The sequence below is a fragment of the Paenibacillus illinoisensis NBRC 15959 genome, from assembly GCF_004000925.1.
Lineage (GTDB): Bacteria > Bacillota > Bacilli > Paenibacillales > Paenibacillaceae > Paenibacillus > Paenibacillus illinoisensis.
Map to the genome: position 1 here is coordinate 387,453 of NZ_BIME01000005.1, position 23,199 is coordinate 410,651.

19 protein-coding genes are annotated in these 23,199 nt (G+C 43.5%); 15 read left to right on the plus strand and 4 right to left on the minus strand.

What is annotated here, in order from left to right; all coding sequences use genetic code 11:
* The first annotated feature begins 111 nt into the window (after positions 1–111).
* A complete protein-coding gene (locus PIL01S_RS15610; protein ID WP_127538268.1) occupies positions 112–2,085 on the plus strand; it encodes a helix-turn-helix domain-containing protein in 1,974 nt (657 codons plus the stop codon).
* Between the two features lie 282 nt (positions 2,086–2,367).
* Here PIL01S_RS15610 and PIL01S_RS15615 read toward each other — a convergent pair whose 3' ends face one another.
* Positions 2,368–3,435, minus strand: coding sequence for a LacI family DNA-binding transcriptional regulator (locus PIL01S_RS15615; RefSeq protein WP_127538269.1), 1,068 nt, complete (start codon positions 3,433–3,435; stop codon positions 2,368–2,370).
* 464 nt (positions 3,436–3,899) lie between these two features.
* On the opposite strand from PIL01S_RS15615, the gene PIL01S_RS15620 reads away from it, so the two are divergent.
* The 6 genes from PIL01S_RS15620 (at position 3,900) to PIL01S_RS15645 (ending at position 13,783) form a co-directional block, all read left to right on the plus strand.
* Positions 3,900–4,835: an ABC transporter permease gene (locus PIL01S_RS15620; RefSeq protein ID WP_174818704.1), complete on the plus strand. Its 936-nt coding sequence runs from the start codon at positions 3,900–3,902 to the stop codon at positions 4,833–4,835.
* Between the two features lie 15 nt (positions 4,836–4,850).
* Complete coding sequence (locus PIL01S_RS15625; RefSeq protein ID WP_127538271.1) at positions 4,851–5,732, plus strand: carbohydrate ABC transporter permease; 882 nt, start codon at positions 4,851–4,853, stop codon at positions 5,730–5,732.
* Between the two features lie 56 nt (positions 5,733–5,788).
* On the plus strand, positions 5,789–7,399 hold the full coding sequence (locus tag PIL01S_RS15630) for an ABC transporter substrate-binding protein (protein WP_127538272.1): 1,611 nt from the start codon (positions 5,789–5,791) through the stop codon (positions 7,397–7,399).
* A 32-nt stretch (positions 7,400–7,431) separates the two neighbouring features.
* On the plus strand, positions 7,432–8,907 hold the full coding sequence (locus PIL01S_RS15635) for a glycoside hydrolase family 32 protein (protein ID WP_127538273.1): 1,476 nt from the start codon (positions 7,432–7,434) through the stop codon (positions 8,905–8,907).
* Between the two features lie 19 nt (positions 8,908–8,926).
* On the plus strand, positions 8,927–9,829 hold the full coding sequence (locus PIL01S_RS15640; RefSeq protein WP_127538274.1) for an ROK family protein: 903 nt from the start codon (positions 8,927–8,929) through the stop codon (positions 9,827–9,829).
* 114 nt (positions 9,830–9,943) lie between these two features.
* Positions 9,944–13,783 carry a GH32 C-terminal domain-containing protein gene (locus tag PIL01S_RS15645; RefSeq protein ID WP_307720991.1) on the plus strand — a complete coding sequence of 1,280 codons (3,840 nt, stop codon included), beginning with the start codon at positions 9,944–9,946 and terminating at the stop codon, positions 13,781–13,783.
* A 42-nt stretch (positions 13,784–13,825) separates the two neighbouring features.
* Here the strand turns inward: PIL01S_RS15645 and PIL01S_RS15650 are convergent, their stop codons facing one another.
* Positions 13,826–14,182, minus strand: coding sequence for a DUF3221 domain-containing protein (locus PIL01S_RS15650; RefSeq protein WP_127538275.1), 357 nt, complete (start codon positions 14,180–14,182; stop codon positions 13,826–13,828).
* 617 nt (positions 14,183–14,799) lie between these two features.
* On the opposite strand from PIL01S_RS15650, the gene PIL01S_RS30185 reads away from it, so the two are divergent.
* The 7 genes from PIL01S_RS30185 (at position 14,800) to PIL01S_RS15685 (ending at position 20,837) form a co-directional block, all read left to right on the plus strand.
* Positions 14,800–15,366: a DUF1361 domain-containing protein gene (locus PIL01S_RS30185; RefSeq protein WP_371859965.1), complete on the plus strand. Its 567-nt coding sequence runs from the start codon at positions 14,800–14,802 to the stop codon at positions 15,364–15,366.
* 140 nt (positions 15,367–15,506) lie between these two features.
* A complete protein-coding gene (locus tag PIL01S_RS15660) occupies positions 15,507–15,893 on the plus strand; it encodes a nuclear transport factor 2 family protein (RefSeq protein ID WP_127538277.1) in 387 nt (128 codons plus the stop codon).
* Positions 15,894–16,253: 360 nt separating this feature from the next.
* The gene (locus PIL01S_RS15665) at positions 16,254–16,841 is read left to right on the plus strand and encodes a GNAT family N-acetyltransferase (RefSeq protein ID WP_127538278.1); all 588 of its coding nucleotides are present in this window, start codon (positions 16,254–16,256) and stop codon (positions 16,839–16,841) included.
* A 256-nt stretch (positions 16,842–17,097) separates the two neighbouring features.
* Positions 17,098–17,562 (plus strand): GNAT family N-acetyltransferase, encoded by a 465-nt coding sequence (locus PIL01S_RS15670; protein WP_127538279.1) that lies wholly within the window; start codon positions 17,098–17,100, stop codon positions 17,560–17,562.
* Positions 17,563–17,843: 281 nt separating this feature from the next.
* On the plus strand, positions 17,844–18,734 hold the full coding sequence (locus PIL01S_RS15675; protein ID WP_127538280.1) for an AraC family transcriptional regulator: 891 nt from the start codon (positions 17,844–17,846) through the stop codon (positions 18,732–18,734).
* A 449-nt stretch (positions 18,735–19,183) separates the two neighbouring features.
* A complete protein-coding gene (locus PIL01S_RS15680; protein ID WP_127538281.1) occupies positions 19,184–19,657 on the plus strand; it encodes a hypothetical protein in 474 nt (157 codons plus the stop codon).
* Positions 19,658–20,012: 355 nt separating this feature from the next.
* Entirely contained in the window at positions 20,013–20,837 is an 825-nt protein-coding gene (locus PIL01S_RS15685; protein ID WP_127538282.1) for an imm11 family protein, read from the plus strand.
* Between the two features lie 170 nt (positions 20,838–21,007).
* Here the strand turns inward: PIL01S_RS15685 and PIL01S_RS15690 are convergent, their stop codons facing one another.
* On the minus strand, positions 21,008–21,862 hold the full coding sequence (locus PIL01S_RS15690) for an SDR family NAD(P)-dependent oxidoreductase (protein WP_246058313.1): 855 nt from the start codon (positions 21,860–21,862) through the stop codon (positions 21,008–21,010).
* 147 nt (positions 21,863–22,009) lie between these two features.
* On the opposite strand from PIL01S_RS15690, the gene PIL01S_RS15695 reads away from it, so the two are divergent.
* Positions 22,010–22,963: a LysR family transcriptional regulator gene (locus PIL01S_RS15695; protein WP_246058321.1), complete on the plus strand. Its 954-nt coding sequence runs from the start codon at positions 22,010–22,012 to the stop codon at positions 22,961–22,963.
* Between the two features lie 29 nt (positions 22,964–22,992).
* Here the strand turns inward: PIL01S_RS15695 and PIL01S_RS29765 are convergent.
* Positions 22,993–23,199 (minus strand): hypothetical protein (locus tag PIL01S_RS29765; protein WP_218029826.1); only part of this gene is annotated, 207 nt, incomplete at its 5' end.

A 23,199-nucleotide genomic window follows, 5' to 3' on the forward strand; every position in this document is an offset into this window, starting at 1 on the left:
GTATTGAATGCGTCCTCCAGTGCTATCCTAGAGGGTTGTGAGTGTGAGGTATGGATAAGTGGAAATTGGTCGAAATGGGAGCTAATAGATTCAAGGGGGAATACACATGGCTTGGCTCCGATTTATAACAACAATGTTAGGCTAACTGAACCGATGTGTATGCAAGAATCAAAGAAGTCTGTGTTAGTATTTCTTCCATATGAGGAAGATGTGTGTGTGGCCTTGCGAATCTATAAGCCATTAATCGTTTCTCGGCAGGAAATGCTGCAGTTAGTCTCTATGTGCTACCCTTGTTATACAGAATATATTGCTTCCAAATATAAGCGGGCTATGGACCAAATGATGAATAGTATTCAGGATGTGACGCAGCAACTGAACTGGAACGTATTGATTGGCCGCATCTTGCAAAGCGCACTATCTGTTATCCCTTATGATTGTGTAGGCGTTTTGTGGAGATATGATCGGTATCTTGGGCAACTGGTATCCGAAGCCAGGACTGGCGAGATGGGTAAAGAAATTGTCAAAATGAGAATCAAGCCCGGTGAAGGCATTGTCGGCAATACGTTCTTGAGGGGGACCTCTAGATTATATAATTCGTGGTCCATCGTTCTTAGTGATACGAGTACAATGACACCCATGAACAAGCAATACCTACATGAGTCATTTAATTTCAGTGATATTCGTTCAATCATCTCCGTTCCCATCTTAATTAACGGGCAAGTAGAATGTGTCCTAATCGTTTACCAAAAGGGTCAGATTCCTCTTTTCACAGACTTCGATCTGAAGCTCCTGCAGAGTTTCGCTAACCAGGTATCCATCGTAATGAGCAATGTCAAACTCTATGAGGATTTGAGACATCAGTACGAACTGTTGAAGAAACGTGACGAAATTCATGCAGCACTGATGCATCACTTTCTACAGAACAAAGGTATATCCGTTATCGTGCGGGAACTGTCGCGCATTACGGGTGAGGGTGTTATTTTAGTTGATTTTATTGATAATCAGTGGACCCCTAAGGATGGAAAGGAGAAGGTAGGCTGGACTATTGAGCAGCTCCAGGAATTGTTTCACTCCTGCGGTACAACGAATTATATAACGCGTAGAGAGAAGAGTCACAATGATCATATTCAGTATCTGTATCCTGTTGTATCGTCGCACCAATGTTTGGGTTATCTAATTGTGCCTGGAACGAAAGGGCTCGCCCCTATCCAGTTGGTTGCGCTGGAGCAGGGTGTTTCCGTCTTGGCCTTAGAGCTGATGCGTAAGCAATCCATGGTAGAATCCAATTTTAATAAATCGCTTCAGTTCTTCAATGAGCTCAAGCATGAATTTAATACGAACACCTATAGGAGCAAACTCCAACAAATGGGCTTAAGTTTCGATACATCGTTAATGGTCGCCCTTTTGGAATTTACAGCATCTAAGAATCTTTACGCAGTTAACATATTAACCGTGCAGCTGGTTTCCTTACTGCGTGATGCACTATCCTCGAGTATTCTCCTTCTTGCTTTTGGGGACGACAATAGAGTCACTTTATTGCTGAATGTACCCCGACAGGGTGATGTAGTTGAAATCCAAGGAAAACTAAGAGAACGTATTAACAGATGGTGTTTGGCAAGTAAAACCGAACTTTTTGGGGGGATGGGTTCTGCGAGAACCGGCATAGATGCTATTAACCTAAGCTATCAGGAAGCGGAAAAAGCACTAATTTACCAAAAGAATCGAAGCGAAGCCAGCATCATTAGTTATACGGATATTGGAGTCAACCGACTATTCATTCAACAGCCCATTAATGAGCTTGAAGATTTTATATCAGAGGTATTCCGGCCCCTGAAAGTGTTACGCGGACAAGCTTCTAATCTGGAGGAAACGCTGGCTGTTTACATGAGATCCGGAATGTCGGCGAGTCGTGCTGCGGACAAGCTTCACATTCATATTAATACAATGTATCAGCGTTTAAGCAAAATAGAGGAGATATTGAATATATCGTTTGCCAATCATGAACATCTTCTGCAAATGCAGCTCGCATGTTATTTAAAGGAGTCTTTTCCCAGCATATCAATGGAACAAGATAAATTTGAATGAATGCTCAACAGAAGTGTGAGAATCATTGCAAAGGATATTTTTGCATTTGAATAAGGAAGATATTGAATTCATAGAAATCCATCGTATGAGGAAAGGAATCTATAAACGCCTTGGACCATCATTTGCGGCAATTTGGCCATGTAGTTTAATAGCGAAGTAAGTTAGAACATATAAAGAAGTGGATCACCCATCTGTAGGGTATCCACTTCTTTTTTGTATTCAACGACTTGCTCAGAGAACACCATCAGGCGCATTTCAACTCGACTAGGGTATTTCTCCATTTTATTTTTTTACAAGAGTCGGCTCGGCTGGCATGATTCCAGGTGTCGACTCCCTGATAATGGGGGCAGTCACAATATGCGAGACCTGATAAGGCTGTTCGGGGTTGTCGATTCGGGATAACAGCATTTCGGCAGCCTTAATCCCCATCTCGCTGCTGTAAATATGAACCGTCGTTAACGGAGGTTCAATAATTCTTGATTCAGGTGCGTTATCGAATCCACATACCACAATATCCTGTGGAACCGTTACCTCTCTTAATTTAAAAGCTCTGATTAGATCCACCGCAATGAAGTCATTGGCACACACATATGCGGAAGGAAATGACTCCAGTGCAGCAACTCGCTCCCTTATCCAACCAGGTTTGGAAAAGTACAGCTTATCATTGTCTGTAATGCAGTGGGATACATCGACCTGCAATCCCGATTCCAACATCGCCCGGTGATATCCAGTCCATCGTTCGTTGAAGCTTTTACAGTGATTGTAATCTCCTGCGAATCCGATACTTTTGTAGCCGCTATCAATTAATTTTTTGGTTAACTGATAAGTGCTATGTTCATTCTCCATAAGAAGCAGATCAGCATGAAAATCCGGATAACAGATGTTGGCTGCACAATCGATAAAGACCGTAGGAATTCCGAGCTCTGTGATGAGGCGGGTATATTCCAGGTTGAATAACTCGATGCAGATGATGCCGTCCACTTTGGAAATATCAAAATTGTTAGGTAGGGTAAGGGCTTCTTCATCAACTTCACGAACGATATGAATGGACAGATTATAGCCCTCGGCACTAATTCTTTTCTCCAAACCGCTAATTAGCAGCGATCCAAAATGAGACGTATTAGGCAGGTTCTCTGTTAACAGGGCGATATTGCCCGGCGTTCTGCTAAGAACATGCTCACTTTCCATATAAGCAAATTGTTTATATCTTAACTCGATGGCTTTCTTAATCACCCGACTCCGTGTTTCTTCCGGAATGTTTCCGCTATCATTTAGAGCTTTGGAAGCCGTATTTCGGGAGATACCCAAAGCATCTGCGATATCCTGTATCGTAACTTTCTCTTTTGCCATGTCGTGCCTCACCTCTATTGGTCAATTGATCGTCCCAAGTGTTTTCTAAGTCAAATGTATAATATATCGAAGTAAATAGCAATTGTAAATTTACAAATGCACAATTAATAATTTATTTTGTCAATTTCGAACTTCGCATTCTTAATTCATTCGTCATTTAAGTTTACATCTACATAGCCAATGCAGAATCTTTTGTTATAGGATGAAATCCGTTATATTACGGGCTTTTTTTGGATATTTATTCCGTTAAACGTACAATTAGAAAAGAGTTATGCATAAAAAAATGAAGCAAATGCACAACTATTTTTCACATTTTGTATTGACTAAATGATACTCATCCTGATAAATTGTAAAATATCAAATAAGCAATTGTAAATATTGAAAGCCCTTACTATGAGCAATTGTAAACTTTAATAATGAACGGGGGTCGTGTGTTGGATAACACAGTAAACACCAATAAGAGGATGGGGAAAGGCCTCAAAGAGAGGAGTTCCATTTTTCATCCGTTACAGCAGCTCAAAAAGAATTATTTCCTGTATGTATTGCTTGCGCCAGCTCTAATCCTGACACTGATCTTCAAATACATTCCGATGTATGGAGCCATCATCGCATTCAAAGATTTCAGTCCGATCAAGGGGATTATGGGCAGCGATTGGGTAGGATTGAAACATTTCGAGAAGTTTTTGGCTTCTCCCAATTTCGACATCATATTCATGAATACGCTTAAGCTCAGCTTTTTTGGATTGATATTCAGTTTCCCGGTGCCGATTTTGCTGGCACTCATGCTGAATCAGGTACGCAAAGCTGGAGTGAAAAAGAATATTCAATTGTTTCTGTATGCACCCAATTTCATATCGGTTGTCGTTGTTGTGGGCATGCTGTTCATTTTCTTATCCCCAACAGGGCCAGTGAACCAATTGGCCACATGGATTACTGGACAGCCGATCATGTTTATGTCCGAACCTGAATATTTCCGCTGGATCTACATCTTGTCCGATATTTGGACCGGAGCAGGCTGGGCCTCGATCATTTACGTTGCAGCTCTAGCCAATGTCGATCCAGAGCTTCACAATGCAGCCAATCTGGATGGAGCCAATCTTCTTCAGCGTATTCGCCACATCGACCTTCCGACCATTCGTCCGATTATGGCCATTGTGTTTATCCTTGCAGCTGGGGGAATTATGTCCATCGGATTCGAAAAGGCATACCTGATGCAAACATCCATGAACCTGCCGTCATCCGAGATTATTGCCACCTATGTTTACAAGGTCGGATTGCAGTCCGGCGATTACGCCTATTCTGCGGCCGTAGGATTGTTTAACTCTGTCATTAACGTCATCCTGCTCGTTACCGTGAATCTGATTGTGAAGAAATTAAACGAAGGCGAAGGCCTTTATTAGAAAGGAGTATCACTCATGACTATCAAACCGACGGGGCTGGATCGTCTGATCCTCGCACTGAACGCCATCTTTCTCACCTGTGCTGTACTGGTTGTGGTCGTTCCTCTCATTTATATTGTTATCGCTTCCTTTATGGATCCAACCGTACTGCTTAATCAGGGACTGTCCTTCAATGTATCCGACTGGAGTCTGGATGGTTATCAGATGATTCTGTCCAATCCGGCCATGATTCGAGGCTTCGCGAATGCAGTGCTATACTCGGTTTCGTTTACCTTTGTGACCGTGGCGGTTTCTATCTGTGCAGGTTATGCCTTGTCTGAGGAAAGGCTGGCGGGAAGAGGATTTTTCATGGTTCTGTTTATCATTACGATGTTCTTCGGTGGCGGCCTCATTCCGACTTATCTGCTTGTGCGTAATCTCGGCATGCTGGATACCATATGGGCGATCATCATTCCCGGAGCGGTTAACGTGTGGAACATCATTCTCTCCAGAACTTTTTTCAAAGGTGTACCACGGGAACTGAAAGAAGCTGCGAACGTGGACGGTGCTTCCGATATGAAGATTTTCTTTCAGATTGTCATTCCGCTATCCAAACCGATCATTTTTGTCCTTGCGTTGTACGCGTTCGTTGGGCAGTGGAATTCTTATTTTGATGCCATGATTTATTTGGATAATCCCAATCTTCATCCCTTACAGCTCGTTCTGCGTTCCATTCTGATCCAGAACCAGGCTGCACCGGGCATGATCAGTGATCAGCTTGCCATGGCGGAGCTCAAACGGTTATCCGAGATGATTAAGTATTCTGCCATCGTCATTTCAAGTCTACCGCTGATTATCATGTATCCGTTCTTTCAAAAGTACTTCGAAAAGGGTGTCATGGTAGGTTCACTCAAATAGTGAACAGCCTGAGATATCTTAAGCCAGATCCAACAATATAAAGTGGAGGTCACGTCATGAAAAAAGTGAAAAAGTCCAAAAGAGGCATTACATCGGTATCCCTTTCCATGTTGTCTGCTGTACTTCTGCTCACAGCCTGTGGTGGAGGAGGGGGCGGCGGCGCAGCCAGTGAAGCCCAGTCTCCCGACGGGAAAGTGACACTGAATTTTATCACACAGAGCTCGCCGCTGGCTCCGGCCGATCCGAACGAGAAACTGATTAACAAGCGACTTGAGGAAAAGACCAATGTGCATATCAACTGGAAGAACTACACGAGTGATGTGTTTGCCGAAAAAAGAAATCTGGCGGTAGCCAGCGGGGATTTACCCGATGCCATTTTTGACGCAGGTTACGGAGATTATGATCTCCTGAAACTGGCCAAGGATGGGGCTATCATTCCGCTCGAAGACTTGATCGAACAATACATGCCCAATCTACAAAAGGTGCTGGAGGAAGCTCCGGAATACAAGAGCATGATCACGGCACCGGATGGACATATTTACTCTTTCCCATGGATCGAGGAACTGGGAAGCGGCAAGCAGCGGATACAAGCGGTGGATAATCTGCCATGGATCAATGTGGAATGGCTGAATAAACTCGGACTGAAGATGCCGACGACGACCGAGGAATTGAAGGAAGTGCTAATCGCCTTCAAAACGCAAGATCCCAATGGAAATGGAAAAGCGGATGAAATTCCGTTGTCGTTCATTAACAAGCCGGGCGGAGAAGATCTGACATTTCTCTTTGCCGCATTCGGACTTGGGGAGAACTGGGACCATACCGTGGTAACGAACGAGGGTAAGGTCGTCTTTACGGCAGCGGATGAAGGTTATAAGGAAGCTGTGAAATATATCCATGAGCTTGTCCAGGAAGGTCTTGTGGATGTGGAAGCCTATCAGCAGGACTGGAATACGTATCTGGCCAAAGGCAAGGACCATAAGTACGGCATGTATTTCACTTGGGATAAGGCCAACATTACGGGAATGAATGACACGTATGATGTTTTGCCTCCGCTTGCCGGTCCGGATGGAGAGAGAAATGTTACGAGAACCAATGGGATCGGACTGGACAGAGGACGTATGGTTATCACGAGCAGCAATAAAAATCTGGAATCCACAGCGAAGTGGGTAGACCAGCTGTACGATCCGCTCCAATCGATCCAAAACAACTGGGGAACGTACGGGGATGAAACGCAGCAAAATATTTTTGGATTTGATGAAGCCAAGGGTATGCTGAAGCATCTGCCATTAGAAGGGGCTGCGCCTGTCGAACTTAGACAAAAAACGAGCATTGCCGGACCGCTGGCGATTCTCGACAGTTACTACGACAAATACACGACTAAACCAGAAGATGCTGCATGGCGCATGGAGCTTCTGGATCGGGTCATGGTTCCACATATGAAAGCGGAAAACGTCTATCCAAGCGTATTTTTCTCCATTGATGAGCTCGACCGACTGTCCACCATTGAAACCGACCTGTTCGCTTATGTACTGCGCATGCGCACGGAATGGTATCAAAACGGGAAAATCGAGCAGGAATGGGATGCCTATTTGAAAGAGCTGGATCGTCTTGGACTGCAGGAATGGCTTCAGATTAAACAAGCGGGATATGACCGCAATACGAAATAAAAAAACTATGTATTTCAAAGGAGAGAACCTACATGTCTACGATTTCAACAACCGATTACCGAGGTGCTTATCATTTCTCGCCGAACGAGAAGTGGATGAATGATCCCAATGGCATGGTATTTTTCAAAGGGGAGTATCACTTGTTCTATCAGCATCATCCGTTTGGCACAACATGGGGACCGATGCATTGGGGGCACGCCGTGACGAAGGATCTGTTCACCTGGGAAGAGCTTCCTGTGGCTATGGCGCCGGATGAACACGGCATGATCTTTTCAGGAAGTGCTGTAGTGGATTGGAATAATACTTCCGGCTTCTTTGATGAGGAACCAGGACTGGTGGCGATATTCACGCATCATCTGGAAGTGGCGAACGATCAACCGATTCAGCGGCAGAGCATTGCGTACAGCAAGGACAATGGCCGCACGTGGAACAAATATGAGGGGAATCCGGTACTGGAGCATGAGTCTTATGTCGATTTCCGTGATCCCAAGGTGTTCTGGCATGAGCAGAGCAAGGAATGGGTGATGATCATTGCCTGTGGTCAGACGGTATGCTTGTACCGTTCTCCCAATCTGAAAGATTGGACACTCGGCAGTGAATTCGGCACAGGCATCGGTTCACATGACGGCGTGTGGGAATGTCCTGATCTCTTCCCGCTGGCGGTGGATGGGGACCATGGGCATGAAAAATGGGTCATGCTTGTCAGTATCGGTGCAGATCCTGCGTTCAAGGAAGGCTCGCGAACGCAGTACTTTATCGGAGATTTTGATGGGTCGACGTTTGTTCCGGATGAAGCTTCCCACACCGTTCGCTGGCTTGACCATGGCCGGGACAACTACGCAGGAGTCAGTTGGTCCGACATTCCGGCTGAAGACGGCAGACGCCTGTTTATGGGCTGGATGAGCAACTGGATGTATGCCAACCAAACGCCAACCGAAGGTTATCGTGGCGCGATGACGATTGCTCGGGAGCTTACTTTGGAAACGATAGACGGTAAAGTCACATTGGTTCAGCGTCCGGCCCGTGAGATGGAGCAAGCCCGGAAACCGATATTGACCCTGCACAACGTTTCTGTCCAAGAGGCGAGGAAACATCTTAGCACGCTGCAGCTGGTGAGCTATGAAGTCGATGCGCAATGGGAATCGGAGCAATCCGTTCAATTTACCTTGAGAAGCAGCGCCAGTCATCAAACGCTCGTTGGTGTAGACGCGAATCAGCGTGAGGTGTACGTTGATCGCAGTCGATCAGGCATCGTTGATTTCCATGAACATTTCCTGGGACGTCACACAGCAAGTGTTCAGGGCGGGGTTCAACATTTGCGTATCTATGTGGATTCTTCTTCGGTTGAGGTATTTGCGAGTAACGGTCAGGCCGTTATTACTGACCTGATCTATCCGGATGTAGATGCTGCGCGAATTACGGTTGATGCCGATCAGGAAGACATGGTCTTCTCTGCTCTTCATATCTACGAATTGTCTCCCGTTAAGGTGGAAGCCCATGAGAAATAAAGAGAAGGAGGGCAGGTAGATGCGTATAGGTGCCATTGAAGCGGGCGGAACGAAGTTTGTATGCGGAATAGGCAACGAACAAGGACATATGGAGGAATGGTGCAGTTTTCCGACGGAGCATCCCGAGATTACACTCGCCAAGGTGAGTGACTATTTCAGAGATAAAGGGGTGGTGGCTATCGGCATTGGTTCCTTTGGTCCGATCGATCTGAAGCCGGATAGCCCTACTTATGGTTGCATTACCACAACTCCGAAGTCCGAATGGGAAAACTGCAATGTGGTGGGAATCTTGAAGCGTGAATTCCCTGTTCCCTTCGGGTGGGATACGGATGTGAATGCTGCTGCTCTGGGGGAAGTCACATGGGGAGCTGCGCAGGGCTTGGACAACTGTGTGTATTATACGATTGGCACAGGTGTTGGCGTTGGACTTATTGCTGGAGGAAAAAGAGTACACGGATTGCTGCATCCAGAGGGTGGACACATCCGAACGAGGCGGCATCCGCAGGATCACTTTGCCGGCTTATGCAAGTATCATGGGGATTGCCTGGAGGGACTGGCTGCAGGGCCAGCCATCGAAGCCCGCTGGCAGAGACCTGGCAGCGAGCTACCGACGGACCACCTGGCATGGGAGATCGAATCCTTTTATATTGCGGAATCGATTACGACGTCCATCCTGCTGCATTCACCACAGAAGATCATTTTGGGCGGTGGAGTCATGCAGCAAATGCATCTGTTTCCCATGATTCGGGAACAGGTTGTACACAATCTCCATGGTTATGTGAACGTGTCTGAATTGCTGCAGCACATCGACCAATATATTGTTCCACCAGGATTGGGACAACACGCGGGTTTATACGGTGCACTTGCCTTGGGCATTGAAGCACTTAACCAAGTCAAGACTGATTCATCGGTATCATTGTAATCCACATGTTCGGGAAAGGACGGAGCAAATCGCTTAAAAGACTGATTCAGTTGTTTAAGGGAATGCACTGTCCTTTCTTTTTTTCTATATCACGCAGAGAAATGAGGGATGTTCATGAGATTCATTTTAAGGTCCATTAGCTGCGTCTTGTTATCTTGTGTCCTTGGTTTCACTTCTGTGGAAGCGCATTCAATGACTTCCCATCTGGATAAGGTGACGATGAAGCAGAGTACGGCATCATCCAAGAGTCCAGAATCTCAAACTCAACATACGGAGGCGGTTCCGATGAAAATGGACGTGTCCAGGGCAGCAACGAATTTGTCCGGTTGGACATTGCATGGTAAAGGCAATTTTGAAGATACAAATGAAGGACTTCATTTGATTTCCGAAGAGAAGGAGAATGTGACCGTATTATCGGACACGCGGGCCGATGATTTTATATATGAAGCGGATCTGTTAATCCAGGATATGAATGCAGATGCCAGCCTTGTTTTCCGTTCCAATGATACGGGGTGGTCTTCCTATATGCTGCAAGTGGTTCCTCAGGCTGGTCTGATCCGACTAAGAGATGCCAGTGGTAGGTCAGGTACATTATTGGAAGAGTACTCGGTATCCGTGGAGACTGGCGGAATTTATCATTTGAAAGTAAAAGCGGTTGGTGAGAGGCTGCAGGTGTATTGGGATGGCGGGTACGACCCGGTGATTGATGTGAAAGACAGTGCGTATGTATCAGGGAAACTGGGGCTCCATGTGTGGGACGGATCAGGCTTATTCCAAAATGTGAAGATCAGTACCATGGGTGGAAATCTAGGTAACCCCGTTCACCGTGAAGGAGAATGGCAGCCGGATCTACAGGGATATCGGGGCAAAGGAAATGCGCAAGAGGAAACGCGGATCATATACGAGAAAACAGCAGGGGATTTTGTATTTGAGGGAGATATATCTTTGGCCGATACGAGCTTCGCAGCTCTACTATTCAGGTCGAATGCAGACGGGACAAAGGGATACAAAGCAGCTCTTAGTAGAGAAGGGGAAGAGGTTCGGGTACAGCTGCAAAAGGTGGATGGAACGATTCTTGCGAATTCGGATCGTACATACCCAAGTCAACCGGCAGCAAAGCACCATATCGAAGTGGTTGCCTCCGGTCGCCTGATTCAGGTGTATGTGGATGGATATGCAGCACCGGCGGTGGAGGTCATGGATTCTAGTTATGCCGAGGGATATGCCGGACTTGAAGTCGAACAGGGTGTCGCCTATTTTCAAGATACGTACATCACGGAAAATTCGATGTATTATACGGAAAAATACCGTCCCCAATATCATTACTCTCCGATTCGAGGGTCCGCAAGTGATCCGAACGGATTGGTTTATTACGAGGGGGAGTATCATTTGTTTCACCAGGACGGAGGGACATGGGCCCATGCAGTCAGTACGGATCTTGTGAAATGGAAGCGTTTACCCATTGCGCTACCATGGAATGATCTGGGTCATGTATGGTCGGGATCAGCGATTGCGGATCTGAACAACGCATCCGGCCTGTTCTCGGATTCCGGTGGCAAAGGTCTGATTGCATACTATACGTCGTACCATCCAGGTAAGCCTGGTGGCAATCAGCGTATTGGTCTCGCATATAGTACGGATCAAGGCCGGAATTGGCAATACGCTGAAGACCATCCGATTGTGATCGAGAACCCTGGCCAAAATGGCGAAGACCCGGGGAGTTGGGACTTTAGGGATCCGAAGGTCGTTCGGGATGAAGAGCACAACCGCTGGATTATGGTGGTATCTGGAGGGGATCATATCCGGTTTTTTACCTCAACGAATCTGCTTGATTGGACATTAACCGATAACTTCGGATATGGGGAATACATTCGCGGAGGGGTATGGGAGTGTCCCGACCTGATTCAGCTGCCTGTAGAGGGGACGAATGAGCGTAAGTGGGTGCTTATGATCAGTACCGGAGCCAATACGAAGACGCAAGGATCGGATGCGGAATACTTTGTAGGCGAGCTGACAGCGGAGGGGGAATTCCTGAACGACCATCCGGCCGGGAAAGTGCTGAAGACGGACTTCGGCAAGGAATTCTATGCGTCGATGTCATTTGCGAATATGCCGGATCAGCGGAAAGTGATGCTTGCGTGGATGACGAACTGGGATTATCCATTTGATTTCCCGACGAACCCTTGGAAAGGGCAATTGACCATTCCGAGAGAAGTTTCTCTCCGAACAACAGATGAGGGTGTACGTCTGGTACAAAAGCCTGTTATCGAACTGGAGACACTCCGGCAAAACCTGTACAGTGCAGAGCAGGTGGTGGTCGGGCCACGATCGCAGAATGTGCTCAAAGGTCTGAGTGCAGGTGCATACGAGATTGAAGCAGAAGTGGAAATTCCGGCAGACAGTCCCGTTACTGAGTTTGGCTTTCACCTGCGTCAAAGGGAAGGACAAAAAACGACCGTGGGCTACAAGACGGAGAAAGAGACGATGTTCGTGGATCGCACCGCTTCGGGAGACGTGAGTTTCTCGGGCTTATTTACCAAAGTTCACGAAGCTGCGCTACAACCTGAGAACGGGAGGATCAAGCTGCGAATATTTGTCGATGAAGCTTCTGTTGAAGTGTTTGGCAATGATGGCAGAATGGTTTTCTCGGATGTAATCTTTCCGGATCCGGCTGGAAGGTCGATGGCGTTCTACAGCCTTGGTGGAGATGTGAAAGTGATCTCAATGAATGTATATGCCTTGGATAATATCTGGAGAAAAGGCATGTCCTCCCCTCCGAAGATTATTGCAGATACGCAGAGAAGAGTAACGAATGTGGGTCATACCGAAACCCTCTATGCCTCGACTGAGGGCGGACCAGGAAAAGGTGCCCAACCGCTGAAATGGACCGTGAGTAACCCTAAAGTGGTGAAAATCGTTGATTCTGGCAAAACACATGCTGCGATTCGTGCTGTAGGCAAGGGGGAAGCTTGGGTGACAGCTTCCATGGCTAACGGCAAAGCTTCTGCCAAAATCCCGATTACGGTAACGGATGGCGTATTCCACACGAATTTATCCGGCTGGCAAAAGGATCGACCGTCTGCGCAGTGGTTTGTTTCGGACCATGGCATACAGGGCAGTGACCGCAGTGATTCACAGTATATCGCGCAAGAGACTGCGGGAGACTTCCGATATGAGGCTGACTTGCAGCTGGATGCTGATGGAGGAGCGGGTTCCATTCTGTTTCGGGTAAGCGAGGATGGACGAAGTGGTTATTATCTGAATGTTGATCCCAACCTGAAGGCGATTCGCCTGTTTTATAAAGTGGATGGAAAGTTCGAGAATCGGCAGGTACTTGCCCGCATTCCAAAATTCATTTGGGGTGATCAGTCTTACCATATCCAGATTCAGGCGAAGGGAACTCGTATTCAGGTGGATCTGGACGGTGAACGGATCATGGATGTTCAGGATGGCACGTTTGCCGAGGGACATTTCGGTGTTCATACGTTTGGAGGCAGTGCGTCTTTCCAGCATGTGAATGCATATGACATGAAAAAAGCAGTTCTGGAGACCGTGATCATTCGCAGTGCAGAACTTCCTGTGGCCCTACAAGCGATGCAATCCCAAGCAGGTGAGGTTGTGAATGTTGGTACCGAAAAGGATGGTGAAGAATCAAGTTATACTTGGATACTTGTGCCTACCGGTGATGATTCCGGTTCTTACTCCATCCGTACCGTCAGCGGGGTGTCATTGGATTGGGATGTCGGTCAGAATCGTATTCAACTCTATCCATATCTCGGGTATCCCAATCAACGCTGGAACTTTTCAAAAAAAGATGATGGGACGGTAACCATCACAAGTGTGCACAACGGTAATGCACTCCGTATATCGGAAGATGGAACCAAGCTGGTGATGGATCAAGTCAATCCTGAAGATGAATATCAAAAATGGACTTTGGAAAACAAAGTGCAATAACCGTTGAATTATGAAAGAGGACTACACGTGAAGTGTGGTCCTCTAACTGATTTTTTCAATACTCACAACTGTTCTAATAGGTGGCGAGGATTCTTGTTGGTTAAAGTCAGCAGTGATTTTTACTCTTTCCCCTACTTCAATTGATTCATAGTTTTCTTTATCTACAAAATAATACGAAGCTTCCTGGTCTTGTGCTAGTTCTATAAAATCCTCAAGAGTACCATTCTTCAAATCTTCCTTACGTATATTTTGAAGAACAAGAAATTTGTACTTGTCATTTTCGTCTGTTTTAAATACTACAGTACCTTCATAAATTGGATAATTCTCTTTCTCGTCCCGGTCAGAACAGCCGGGAAGTACAAGCAAACTAATTAAGATGAACAGTATTATTCTTTTCATAATGAACCTCCCATGTACACTATTTTTTGGGTTGGCTGCTCATCAAGCAAAGTACAGAGCGTTTTGGTTGAGATTCTACAATCTATAAGTCTTCTAACCCACTTTGAATACAAATCAACACTAATATGATTTAGGACAAATAACGAGGCGATAAATACACGATAATCCCTCCCCTTGGTTTCCAGTGTTAAAGTTCATGTTAGCATGGAATCTAACACTGATAATTAAGGCTTTTTGATATGCTTCCAAAGAAAGGTCAACATTTTAAATCGGATAAGAACTTGTACGGATAAACGTAAAGGATTAGAACATGATTCGAATGCTGATTAATTGTATATTTAATCTAGTTCGCTAGCTAGTTCATTAAGCTGATGGCAGGATGGTTTAATAAATACATGTTATAATCTGGATATTCAAATGTTTAAGAATACAACAATTCATTTGTAAATCCCCAGGGAAAGGGAATGGGCAGCAACGAAATGAATGATAACAAACATCCTGTTCAAGATTTTCGATTTATTTTAACCTTGCTAGTGGTTACGTTATGTTGTTTAGGTGTTGCGATGTATTTACGTATCAAATCAGATACGAATATGTATCAATTCTTAACCTGGGATATGTTCCTGGCATGGATACCATATATCATCTCATCATGCATTAGATACATATTCAATAAGAAATTAACGAAAATGAGTCTGATCTGGATGGTGCCGATGAGTGCGGGTTGGCTATTTTTTTTGCCTAATTCGGCATACCTTTTTACTGAAATCCTGCATTCATTCAGATATTTCAATGCTCAAGAAGGAACACAATTTTGGAGCAATATTGATTTTTGGTATAACCTCACCCTAACGTTTGCCGTAGCCATACTAGGCTTACTTCTCTCGACCTGCTCGATCATTCAAATACATGGTGTGTTAAACAAGTTATTTAATAAGTACATTAACATGATGGTTATAGGCGTTATTTTACTGTTGAGTAGTTTGGGTGTATACATTGGGAGATTTAATCGGTGGAATTCATGGGATGTATTGTCCAGGCCTTGGCAAATTGTTATGGATATAGTGCATGATCTTGTTGCAAGGAACAACATGATTATTGAATTTGTGGCCATTGTATTTTTAATACAAATATTTGCATACGTTATTGTATCCTTGTTGACTGCAAGGTCTAGGAAAGAATGAATATTGCAGGAACAGTTTGTCTTTTGGCAACTGCTCTTTTTCTTTAAGCTAACAGGCAGTATATATTAAATATATGGTAGTATGACATCGAAAATTAGTTGTCTTGGGTGTCACCTTTATGTCAAGAGAGGAGTCCTGTTATGGATAGCAAGGAAATAAGGGATATAATCGAAAATTATCTTGAAGCATACAATTCATATGAAATTGAAAGAATGGTTGAACTTTTGCATAAGGACATAATATTCAGAAATATTTCCAATGGAGAAACGACAATAGAAACCAGAGGAATACAAGCATTTAGGGAGTTGGCAGAACAGTCGGCAACGATGTTCTCTAGACGTCGCCAGACAATTACCGATTACAATGTTATAAGGGTTGACAACGTAGAGGTTGAAATCCATTACGAGGGTATCTTAGCTGTCGATTTACCAAATGGATTAAAGAGTGGGGATAAGCTGGAGTTAAAAGGTAACTCAACGTTTAAGATGAGGGAAGGAAAGCTCTCGTTAATTGAAGATTACAGTTGAGCCACGTTCATTAAGCTAACGGGCAGGTCAGTTGAATTTAACAAGGGCATAATATTAAAATCACCTCAGGATCATTGGGTATAACTCGGAAGCTTTTCAGGTAGGGTATGAATGTGGATCAACTCGCGAATTCTTACTGTCTATCCCATGGCAGCATGAAGAAGATTGTTTATAAAACGCAGGCATAACAAAAGGCTCGTGTTGGATAAAACCAACACGGGCCTTTTGTTATGTAAAAAATGAATATATAAATACTCTGCCTATAAAGGATGCGATATTCACCTTATACTGATGCTAGGAAAGAATTATGGTATCAGTACTATCGTTGATTGAGAGTATCGGAATCGGAGGAGTTGCAAAATGGATTGCGTTAATCATGAATTAAATAAGTTAAATGTTACCGCTAGACTATGCGGTATGGAGGAGAAGTTCATTATCAATAATATTTATCCTCTTTATCTGCATGATTTGTCTGAAGTATGGGAACACAAAGTCAATCGTTATGGGGTGTTTGAGAATGATGATACCCGAACTTTGATTGAACAGAATCGCGTGTTTGATATTTGGTGGGAACACCCGAACATATTATTCCCTTATCTTATCACAGTGGATGATATACCTGCGGGGCTTGCTTTTGTGGCTACTTCCCCTTTCATACCATGTCCTCACTATATCGATTATTACATGAATGAGTTCTTCCTATTACGTAATTATCGAGGAAAGGGTGTTGGAGAAGAAGCGGTGCGACAAATTATTGGAAAGATGCCAGGGCAATGGGAATTGCAAACAAATCCCACCGAACGAAACGAACGTGCGAAACGTTTCTGGCGTAGAACACTTTACACATGTACCAACGGGAAATACTCCGAAGAACTTGGTCATCATCCTGAAGATGGAGAAAAGCTAGTCTTTCGCTTCAGCACGAGTTCTGAAAAAGTGAGTAATTAGAGAGGTTGTTCCTTTAGGTTTAGTAATAAACAAGGTTATTCGATATTCGTTGAACTAAAGGGTAGATTACACATATTTTTGAGTAGGCAACCACAGCCTGCTCTTTCTATTGAACTAACGGAAAAACGTTAAAGTAATAGAACTAAGAAAGCAGCCGGTCAAAGTGATCAGCTGCTTTTGTTCAACTAACGGGCAGGTTAGCAGAAAGGCATGATAAAATAAAGTTTGAAGATATTTACAACTAAGGGGTGAATGTATGACGCTAGTTCGTTTGGCCACATTGGAGGATATACCGCAGCTTGTTCAAATGCGTTGGGACTTTTCAGAAGAGGAACGTATGGATACTGCGGTTACATTTGAGGAATTTAATCAGGTTTGTACTGAGTTCTTAGTGAAAGCAATTAAAAGCGGAGATTGGTATATTTGGATTGCAGAAATTGAAGGGATGCTTGTCTCACATATGTATCTTCAATTAATACATAAAGTTCCGCGGCCAGGGAAATCTCCAGATCCTTATTACGGCTACGTTACAAATGTTTATACTCGCCCTGTTTTCAGGAACCAAGGTATTGGTTCAAAAATTCATAAAGCTATGGAAAAATGGTCAAAAGAGAATGAGGTGGAGTTTCTTATACTTTGGCCAAGTAGCGACAGCGTAAATTTTTATTCAAGAAGTGGCTTTTCTCGATGTGAAGAAGCTATGGAAAAGCACTGGGATTGAACGATAGGTAAGGATTAACCTTTAAAACTAACGGGAAACGTTAGCGTAATAAAACTAATAAAGCAGCCGGTCAAAGTGATCAGCTGCTTTTGTTCAATTAACGGGCAGATTAGTATAAAAGATTATCTTAACGTTCAGGATTACCTGTAATAAGTACATCTTTGTGCTATATAATTAATTTTTAAAATCGACTTGAATTCTCCAAGGAAACTTAATTGTGCACAAATTGTTGCGATATGAAAATGTAGTGAAACTATACTTCTGTTATGAGGAGGGATCAGATGGATTGGCTGATGAGGATGAATCGAGCATTGGATTACATTGAATTGAATCTAACTGGAAAGATCGAATTGAAGGAAGTTGCTAAATGTGCTTGTTGTTCTTCACATCAGTTCCAGAGAATGTTCTCATTCATTACAGATGTGTCTCTTGCGGAATATATAAGGAGAAGAAGGCTTACTCTCGCTGCAATTGAATTGCAGAATAGTGATCTGAGAGTAGTTGATATTGCGATAAAGTATGGTTATGAGTCTCCAGTTTCATTCGCAAGGGCTTTTCAATTATTACATGGTGTTAATCCAGCAATGGCCCGAGAAGAAGGGACCTCCCTCAAAGCCTTTCCTCGACTTTCCTTCCTTATTTCAATTAAAGGGGAAAAGGCTATGAACTATCGTATTGAGACAAAAGAATCCTTTCAAGTGTTCGGTATTGAAAAAGTATTTCAACAAAACGGAGCAGATACTCCAGCAGAATTTTGGAAGCAATGCCATGCTAACGGCGAGGTTGAAAGGCTGGCGGACAATGCTGGAGACCTACCAACCTTTTTAAATCAGAACTATCATAAAATACATGCTGTTTGTAGCTACAAAAAAACAGATGAGGATCATTTTCCTTATATGCTGTCCGCATTCAAAGGGGATTCAAGTAAAACTGAGGGTTACACGAGTATAACCATACCAGCTCAAACCTGGGCGATTTTTTCCTCTGATCCGTTCACATGGGATAAATTTGATGAAACAATTGAGACATTATATAAACGGTTCTTCTCCGAATGGCTTCCTACTGCTGGATACGAACAGGTCGATGGGTTGGAATTTGAAATTACAGGAGCTAAAGACGGGCTTAATTTTGTTGAGCTATGGTTTGCGGTAAGAAAAATACATGAGTTGTGATTGTTTCAGAAAGCTTCCTCTTTGAATATAGTTAAAACAGATAGAGCAGTTTGCAATTGGCAACTGCTCTATTCCTCGTTAAACTAACGGGAAACGTTAGCTTTAAAAAAGAATTAATGTGATCAACTGCGGTTTACATCTAGGGGATGATGATAGGGATCGCTGCAGAAATGCTAACGATCCTTTTTTGTATACCTTTATGGAGTGAAATTCTTTTATTAGATCCTCATAACTTAACAGCAACTTTTAGCGTTCTCTATTTGAGAATTACAGAGGTAAAAATAGGTTAACGGCAAGAATTGAGCCGCAGGTAGATACGTTATAATGGTTTCAAAAGCACCACTCGGCAGAAGAAAACGAACAACCGGCTCCTGCAAATCCCAAAAAATCAAAAGTAGAGGTGGGCGGGATGAAGTTATATTTCCGGTTATAATTTTGGAGGTATTCAGATGAATAAAGCAATCAAACGTATTTTTGCTACTTCAATTACTGCTGCAAGTATCTTTGGTGTGGCATCTTCCGCATTTGCTAAAGAAGTATATTTATCAACACCATCACCAGTGTTGATCAAGCAACCTGGAAATGAAACAGGGGTTCCTTACGCTTCTGATAAGCCATGGTCCATAAATTTTGATGGGAGTAGAACAAGTGATTCAAAAATGCTTGTAATTTCAGATGATATACCTTGGCTTAAAGTGAAAATGAAAAATTCAGGAACAACAAAAATGATAGTTACTATCACACAACACTCTCCTCAGGGAAAAGTATGGGGAAGTATTACTATTGCCCCTGGAGAATCTGATAACCTATGGGGTAAGATGCCTTTCGCAAGCACATTTTATGTTAACTTCACATCGACGGGCACTTTAAAAGGTGCATCATCTACCCGAATTGCTTCTACGTATGAGGAATTAGGTCTTTAATGTACCATACCTAAAAGGCACTCTGATAAAAAACAGATTCTTTATTACGGCAATTACTTTGTAAAAACCGATTCTTAGAAAATTCATCAAAGATAGTAGTCTGTCTGCATACTAGGCCTCTTTCTTTCTATACAACAATAGTAAAAAAATTACTATAGGCTTTATAAATATGATTGGAGTCTGTCTCTAAAGAGCTGTACTTAGCAGACAGACAAAAAAAGATATAAAGTTATACATTTTAGGGCAGTAGCGAACGGAAAAATTATATTAGACTGTGACCTCGTTAAGCTAACGGGCAGGTTAGTTTAACTCAATAATTGTTTGTGTTGTATTATCTAGGTAAGGAGAGGACGATTTGAAGGTTTTTAAGCTAATTAAACATCCTAAGGTTAAATTGTTGGCAGCGGTGGAAGAGGAATCTCATCCAATAAATAGTTCATTTGAAGGTGGATCAAAATTAGAAGGTTGGACAAAAATTGATGTAGAGACTCTTTATAAAAGAGTTTATAGCGATTTCCCTCATTATGTTATTGGTCAACCCGTTGTTTCAGAGCGAGTTAAGCTTATGATGGAGAAAGATCGCATACTGCTAAACAAAGTAGAGTTTCTGCCATTATGTAATGAAGATAAAAATATATTTATGATAAATGTTACGAATGTACTGGATTGTGTGGATTATCATCGTTCAGATATTCGTAGATTTAAAGATGGATCGTGGATGAGTTTCGAAAATTTGGTGTTTGATAAAGCTAAAATACCTGAAAATACATATATTTTTAAAATTAAGGAAACAGCTGCCGTGGAAGTATTTATTACAGATAAGTTTAAAGACTGGGTGGAGAAAAATAAGCTGAAAGGATTGGATTTTTCAGTAGTATATGATCTCGAGAAGACAGAGGGAGAAGAGCTGAAACAACGAATAGCATATGAATCTGTCTTGGAACAAATTGAGCAGAATAAGGAAGAAGAATTTAGCTACGATGAAGCTCGCGAACTGATAAGCAAAGGTTATTCTATGGCAAGTGGTGCTTACAAAATGCAGTTGGATGACCAGGGGCGATTCTGGTTGGGGGATTTAACCAAAGCGTTAATGTACCAGTGGATCATGCCTGTGTATATCCCTCCAGTGTTACTTTTGCAGAAGTGGCACAAGATAGAACCCTCTAATATTGAAGAGTAATAGAAATCAGCAGCTGATTTATGAGATCGGCTGCTTTTTTCAACTAACGGGCAGGTTAGTTGAATTGAAGTCTACGTATAGGCTCACTTGGAAGTAACGTAAAGAAACAAGGGGCAGACTGCCTTGTCGGCAGCTGCCCCTTGTCTCTTTACCTTTTGCTAATTCCAAATCTAACGATGGCTTTTCGGTGTTCCTTGTGCTCCGTTCGAAACAGTTTCCCATGTCTCCCAAGTGGCTAAACGATCTGCATAGACTCCGCGTACCAAAGGCAAGACACCAGCGCCGACAGCAAAGCGCAGAGGTGGCTCCTCGGCGTCAATGATTCGAAGAATCGCATCGGCCGTCGCATTCGGATCGCCTCGTTCCTCTGTCGATAAACGAAGGGACACCCTATCTCGAAGTTCAGCGTAGACCTCCAATCCCTGTGATGTCTTCATGGAAAGGGGGCTTCCAAAGTCAGTTGCAAAGGCGCCCGGCTCGAGCAACGTGACCTTAATGCCGAAGCTTTTAACCTCCTGAGCCAGGCTATCGTGCAATGCTTCGACTGCCCATTTGGACGCGCAATAGAAGCCAATGAGCGGCGCCGCAACAATCCCCATGGCACTTGAGACACCGAGAATGTGCCCGCTGCCCTGTAGTCGAAGCAGAGGCAGGACAGCTTGGATCACACGAAGCGTACCAAAGTAATTGGTGTCAAATAGTTCGCGGACGTCGGATTCGTCAGCCTCTTCAGTCGTACCAACCAGGGTGTAACCGGCGTTGTTTAGGACGACGTCCAGCCTGCCGAAGTGCTCATGAGCCTGCTGAACGACATGCTCGACCTGCTGGGAATCTGTTACGTCGAGTGCTAGGGGGAGAACAGCGTCTCCAAAACGTTCCTTAAGTTCGGCGATGTTTTCGGGTGTTCGAGCAGTCGCGGCAACCTTATCCCCGCGAGAGAGTGCAGCCTCCGCCCAAATGCGCCCTAATCCGCGAGAGGCTCCTGTAATGAACCAGACTTTGTTTTCCATAGTATTATCCTCCAATACAGTTCTTGTGTGTAGTATTTTTAAAGCTTCTGTTTTCTCTTTCGTTCTTCTATAATGTTACGGTTTAGCAGGTTGATACGGAATTTCAAATAAGTTAGCATGGTATTAACTTATGGTTTATGCAAAAGGGAGGAGCCTGCCTGAATGATTGAGCAATTAAAGACGTTTGTTCAAGTGGCGGAGTCCGGAAGTTTTTCTAAGGCAGCCGAAAAGCTTTTTATCTCTTCAACCGCTGTGATGAAACAAATGAATTTGTTGGAAAAGCAAACCGGAGTCCCACTTTTTATCCGTACCAACCACGGTGTTAGCCTCACAAAGGCAGGAACAGCTTTTATCAAAGATGCGGAACATATGCTGCAGTATTTTCAAGAATCTCTTATTCGCATGCATCACTCTGCACGGGTCGATCGGCATGTTGTTCGGGTGGGTACTTCTATGCTTAATCCCTGTAAGGTTTTAATTGATTTGTGGAATGGGATTAGCGACCGATACCCTCAATTCGGTATAAACATCGTTCATTTCGAAGATGACGCACATACACTCCCAACCACTTACCGCATGATTGGCCAATCACTCGATATCATTGCGGGGCCATTTCTTACAGATAATTTGAAAGATTACTACCGTGTACTTGAACTGGGGAGTTACCGCGTTTGCTTTGCCGTATCTCGGCAACATAAGCTGGCTTTAAGAAAAACACTTTCTGTCAAAGATTTGTATGGGGAAAGATTGGCTGTAGTGAATGGTGGGAATAGTGCCGTCATTCATGACCTACGTGATTTCCTGAAAACGGAACATCCTCAAATACAAATAAAAGATGTTCCGCGTCTCTATGATCTTGATGTGTTTAATCGCTGTGAGGAAAGTAATACAGTTATGTTAACGTTGGAGGCGTGGGCAGATATTCATCCATCCTTGGTGACGATCCCTAGTGATTTAGATTTCGCAGTTCCATATGGTTTAATATATCCATTACATCCATCCAAGGAATTGGGTCAATTCTTAGAAATCATAAACGAGATAGAAGGAATAAAAAGAAACTCACTATTGATAAATGACAAACCTTTTGACCAGTATTTTATGTCTAAATTATTATAGGGTTTGTTAAGCTAACGGGAAACGATAGTTCAACAAACCTGACAGTTCAGAACTTTATTTTCACGTTCTGGACTGTCATTTTCTTTTTCATGGTCCTTAAGCTCCAATGAAATGATATGATGTTTTGAATAATTCCCATCACCTATTGTCACACGAAAATTAAAAATTTTCTGTCCAGGCTGTAACGAAATTCGGCCTCCGTAGTCATATAGTCGTAAGGACGTGAGAATGTGCCC